The sequence below is a fragment of the Bacteroides sp. 1_1_30 genome, from assembly GCF_020982715.1.
Lineage (GTDB): Bacteria > Bacteroidota > Bacteroidia > Bacteroidales > Bacteroidaceae > Bacteroides > Bacteroides xylanisolvens.
In genome coordinates this window covers 1-5,098 of the sequence record NZ_JAJKHN010000162.1, presented here as the reverse complement: position 1 = coordinate 5,098, position 5,098 = coordinate 1, and the positions used below count along the sequence as shown (strand labels likewise).

Annotated in this window: 5 protein-coding genes and 1 pseudogene; all 6 read left to right on the top strand. The window is 37.0% G+C overall.

What is annotated here, in order from left to right; genetic code table 11:
- On the top strand, positions 1-711 hold a 711-nt coding region (locus tag LPH68_RS25455), incomplete at its 5' end, for an SLBB domain-containing protein (RefSeq protein WP_230297224.1).
- A gap of 15 nt (positions 712-726) precedes the next feature.
- On the top strand, positions 727-1,863 hold the full coding sequence (locus LPH68_RS25450) for a Wzz/FepE/Etk N-terminal domain-containing protein (protein WP_008021475.1): 1,137 nt from the start codon (positions 727-729) through the stop codon (positions 1,861-1,863).
- Between the two features lie 19 nt (positions 1,864-1,882).
- Positions 1,883-3,295, top strand: a complete 1,413-nt coding sequence (locus tag LPH68_RS25445) for an undecaprenyl-phosphate glucose phosphotransferase (protein ID WP_008021478.1) — start codon at positions 1,883-1,885, stop codon at positions 3,293-3,295.
- 244 nt (positions 3,296-3,539) lie between these two features.
- Positions 3,540-4,244: a glycosyltransferase family 2 protein gene (locus tag LPH68_RS25440; RefSeq protein WP_225486113.1), complete on the top strand. Its 705-nt coding sequence runs from the start codon at positions 3,540-3,542 to the stop codon at positions 4,242-4,244.
- Entirely contained in the window at positions 4,244-4,822 is a 579-nt protein-coding gene (locus LPH68_RS25435; protein WP_008021481.1) for an HAD family phosphatase, read from the top strand. The genes LPH68_RS25440 and LPH68_RS25435 overlap by 1 nt, the downstream gene beginning before the upstream one ends.
- A pseudogene (locus tag LPH68_RS25430) lies at positions 4,812-5,098 on the top strand (hypothetical protein); the annotation flags it as partial. The gene LPH68_RS25435 and the pseudogene LPH68_RS25430, both read left to right, overlap by 11 nt.

Sequence of the window (5,098 nt, the reverse complement as noted above, 5' to 3'; positions counted from 1 at the left end):
GAGGTCTATGTACGTCGTAGTCCGGGTTATCAGGCTCAACAGAATGTGGTTGTTGAAGGTGAAATCCTGTTCGGAGGCTCATACGCCATGACCAATCGTGAAGAACGCCTTTCAGATTTGATCAATAAAGCTGGAGGTGCTACGAATTATGCTTACTTACGCGGTGCCAAGTTGACTCGTGTCGCTACTGAAGGTGAGAAGAAACGTATGGGAGATGTGATCCGTTTGATGAGCCGACAGTTGGGTGAGGCTATGATGGACTCTTTGGGTGTTCGTGTGGAAGATACTTTTAGTGTTGGCATTGACTTGGAGAAAGCATTAGCTAATCCTGGCAGTACAGCGGATATTGTCTTGCGTGAGGGTGATGTGATTTCTATTCCGAAGAACAATAATACAGTTACGATCAATGGTGCTGTGATGGTTCCTAATACGGTTTCTTATATAGAAGGACAGAAAGTTGATTATTATCTGGATCAAGCTGGTGGCTATTCTGAAAATGCGAAGAAGAGCAAGAAGTTCATTGTTTATATGAATGGTCAGGTAACTAAGGTAAAAGGTAGCGGTAAGAAACAGATTGAACCGGGTTGCGAGATAATTGTACCTAGTAAGGCAAAGAAAAGGACTAATATTGGCAACATTTTAGGTTATGCTACTACATTCAGTACTTTGGGAATGATGGTTGCTTCTATCGCTAATTTAATCAAGAAATAACGAATACCTTTATTTATGTCTACTTTGATGGAACAAACATCTGAAAAGGAAACAAAACAGGTGTATAATAATCACAATGACGAGGAGCTTGAAATCGATTTGATGGATCTTCTTCGTAAGGTTATAGGTATTCGTAAGAAGATCTATAAAGCGGCCGGTATCGGACTGATAATTGGTGTTATTGTTGCGATAAGTATCCCTAAGCAGTATACGGTTGAAGTTACTCTTTCTCCGGAAATGGGTAATAACAAAGGTGGTGGTTTATCCGGTTTGGCTGCTTCCTTTTTAGGAAGTGGAGTTTCTATGGGAGATGGAACCGATGCCTTGAATGCTTCCTTATCTGCAGATATCGTCTCTTCTACTCCCTTTTTGTTGGAACTTTCTAATATGAAAGTCCCTGTATCAGGGAGTGAGGAAATCTCTTTAAGTTCTTATTTAGATGAAGAATCTTCTCCCTGGTGGAGTTATGTAATCGGGTTTCCTGGTATGGTAATTGGCGGAGTAAAGTCTTTGTTTATCGAAGATGAGGATGAATCTATTTTTTCGGATAAAGCGAGTCAAGGTACCATTGAATTATCCAAAAAGGAATCTCAGAAGATTGAATCACTAAAGAAAAAGATTGTCGCTTCTGTGGATAAGAAAACTTCAATGACTTCCGTTACTGCAACTTTTCAGGATTCTAAAGTTGCTGCAGTTGTTGCTGACTCTGTAGTTAAGAAGTTGCAGGAATATATCATAGACTATCGTACCTCCAAATCTAAAGAGGATTGTCTCTATTTGGAGAAATTGTTTAAAGAACGTCAGCAGGAATATTACGAAGCGCAGAGAAAATATGCCGATTATATGGACTCTCATGACAATATCATTTTGCAGAGTGTTCGTACCGAGCAGGAACGTTTGCAGAATGACATGAGTTTGGCTTACCAGGTATATAGTCAGGTTGCCGGTCAGCTTCAGGTTGCCAGAGCTAAAGTTCAGGAGGAGAAGCCTGTTTTTGCTGTTGTAGAGCCTGCAGTTGTACCATTATATCCTTCGGGAACCAGTAGGAAAGTATATGTTTTAGTTTTTGTTTTCCTATCAGTTTGTATTGTAATCTCTTGGAATTTGTTCGGGAAAGACCTTCTGAGCAAGTTCAAAGAAGTATGTGCCTAAAATCAATTTTTAATGTGATATGGTATCAACCACCAGTCAAATCAATAAATTTATAGAATTTATAGCAGTTCTGGGAGATCTGATCATTCTGAATTTGGTATTGTTCTTTCTCCTTTTCTTTTGGGAAGAAGTATTTGTCTCTTTACCTTTTTCTTGTAGGGTTTCCTGGATGATGACTTCGTTAAGTCTCTGTTATCTGGCCTGTTCCGGTTCTCGTGGGAGGGTTTGGGATAGTCGGGGAATTCGCCCTGACCAACTTGTGTTGCGCGTGTTGAAGAATACTATAGCTTTTTCCATCTTTTGGGCATGTATCATGACTTTTAGTGGAATCTCTATCTATTCTCCTTTTTTCTTTGTTGCATATTTCTCTTTTCTCTTTGTTATCTTAAGTATTTATCGCATTATCATCCGTCATTTTCTGATAGTTTATTGTGCTAAGGGCAAGCATAGACGTTATGCTGTTTTTATAGGTGGAGGCAATAATATGCAGGTGTTGTATGAGGAGATGGAAAGTTCTCTGGCGTCTTCCCTATATGAAGTCGTGGGTTATTTTGATATAAAACCGAATGATGCTCTTTCTTCTCAATGTTCCTATTTGGGTAATCCTGACGGTTTTTCAGATTTTATGTCTGCACATCCAAGCATCAAGCATGTTTTTTGTTCTCTATCGATGGAGGAGGGACGTTACAATTTTTCTATCATGAATTATTGTGAAAACCATTTGCTTTATTTTCACGGTGTTCCTAATGTATGTAAAGGTTTTCCGCGTCGTATCTGGCACAGTATGGTTGGCAATATGCCTATCTTGAATCTGCGTTATGAACCTTTGGGTAAGATGGAGAACCGTATGTTGAAACGGATGTTTGATGTTGTTTTCTCCGGTTTTTTTCTGGTTACAGTTTTTCCCTTTGTTTATCTCATAGTGGGAAGTATTATAAAGTTGACTTCTCCCGGTCCTGTATTCTTTAAGCAAATGCGTACGGGGTTGAATGGTGTGGATTTTGTGTGTTATAAATTCCGTTCTATGAAAGTGAATGATGAAGCTGACAGTAAACAGGCTACGGCTGATGATCCTCGTAAAACTCGGTTTGGGAACTTCCTTCGTCGTTCTAATATTGACGAACTTCCCCAGTTTATCAATGTTTTTAGGGGTGATATGTCAATAGTGGGACCACGTCCACACATGTTGGCTCATACGGAGACTTATGCCCGTTTGATTGATAAGTATATGGTGCGGCACTTTATAAAACCTGGAGTAACCGGCTGGGCTCAAACACATGGTTTTCGTGGTGAAACGAGAGAACTCTCACAGATGGAGGAACGTGTTAAAGCTGATATTTGGTATATGGAGCATTGGACAATGCTACTTGATATATATATCATTTATAAGACTATAGCAAATGTAGTTGTTGGAGAAAAGAATGCATATTAAGATAAGGAATGGATTAAAATTGAGCAGATACAGATATCAATTTCTCAATGTTGATATAATATAGCTAATGAAATCTTTAGCTTTAAGAAAGTGTATTAACGAAGGAAATATTGTAATTAATTATTAGGGAATGACTAATCAATCAGTACACTTTTAGTTATCTTAAGCTGAAAAGGTTGGATAGTTAAATAATGTGCACTTAATATTATAGAGGACTATGCGAAGTTTACATATTATCATGCCAATGGCAGGTGAGGGAACACGTTTTCTTAAAGAAGGTTGGACTACACCAAAGCCATTGATTGAATTGAAGGGGATACCTTTGTTCGTTAGAGCTATTAGGAGCGTAATTATGGACGATATAAATTTGAAGTATTCATTTATTGTTCGTCAGGAACATATTGATAGATATCATATAAACGAATATATAAAAAACAAGTTGCCAAATGCTAAAGTTTTTTCTGTACTTAATACCACTCGTGGTGCAGTTGAAACTTGTTTGATGGCTGAGTCTGCAATAGACCCTAATGATTCTGTTATAGTTATGGACTGTGATTTGGAATTCTCTAGTAAGGCTTTTCTTGAAAATATTCGTCAAATATTAGCAAAACCTGTAGATGAGGTCAATGGCGGCTTGTTGGTATCATTTGAATCAGACCTTCCAAAGTATAGTTATGCTGAGATTGATGCTAATAATATAGTAAGGCGTACAGCAGAGAAAGAGGTAATATCTAATCATGCTCTTTGTGGAGCGTATTTCTTTTCTTCAGGAAAAGGTTTTTTAAAAGTTGCGCATCAATTATTAGATAATTCAATACCTAATAAATCGGAATTTTATGTGTCATTACTTTATAATTATTTGTTGAAGAATGGAGAAACTGTCAAACTTTGCTTAATGGAAAATTATTATTCTTATGGGACACCTGAAGAACTTAAACGATATATGTAATGCTCGGAAGTGAAATAAAACTGTTAATTGTAGATTTTGACGGTACATTAGTTGATACTTTTCGAGCTAATTTTATGGCTTATCAAGAGGCTTTTAATCAGGTGGGATTAGCTCTTAAAGAGGTAGACTATCGTCATTGTTTTGGTTTTAGGTTTGAAAAGTTTATGGCAACTGTTGGCATAACAGATCCGGTTGTAACTCAAAAAATAAGTGAGTTTAAAGGTAATTGTTACCCCGATTTTTTTAGATATTTTAAAGTGAATAATTCTTTATTAGCTATACTGAAAACTTTTCACAATGCTGGAGGTAAAACAGCGATAGCTTCTACTGCATGTCGTAAAAATTTAGAAAAAGCATTGCAATACATTGAGGTAACTGATATATTTGATCTTATTTTGGCGGGTGAGGAGGTGAGACAAGGAAAACCCTCCCCTGAGATATATAGGACAGTATTAAGGCATTTTTCTATGCAACCTAATGAGGCACTTGTTTTTGAAGATTCGGAAGTGGGTGTACAGGCAGCCCAGTCAGCAGGTATAAACTATATAGTTGTTAATTCAAACTATTATGGAGATTGAAATAAGAGGGCATTCTGGTTGTCAGATAGACATTGTTAATGGCGGGGATAGCTTGTTTATTAACAAGAGTACTCGTGATAAGAATTATATTCCACGATTGTATAAGCAAGCTTTGAAACAGTGTAATGCTTCAAAGATAGCTTATCAGCATATTCGTGTACCGAAAATATATGGTATTGAACGTATGGATGAATATCTAAATATTAAGATGGAGTATATATATAGTAAGAATTATGTAGATTATTTTGAAGATGCAGGATTTGACCAGATTAGTTA

What these genes read in the sequence shown, in the direction of transcription:
- LPH68_RS25440 (WP_225486113.1), top strand. Translation starts at nt 3,540, where the DNA reads ATGGCAGGTGAGGGAACACGTTTTCTTAAAGAAGGTTGGACTACACCA.
- LPH68_RS25450 (WP_008021475.1), top strand. Translation starts at nt 727, where the DNA reads ATGTCTACTTTGATGGAACAAACATCTGAAAAGGAAACAAAACAGGTG.
- LPH68_RS25435 (WP_008021481.1), top strand. Translation starts at nt 4,244, where the DNA reads ATGCTCGGAAGTGAAATAAAACTGTTAATTGTAGATTTTGACGGTACA.
- LPH68_RS25445 (WP_008021478.1), top strand. Translation starts at nt 1,883, where the DNA reads ATGGTATCAACCACCAGTCAAATCAATAAATTTATAGAATTTATAGCA.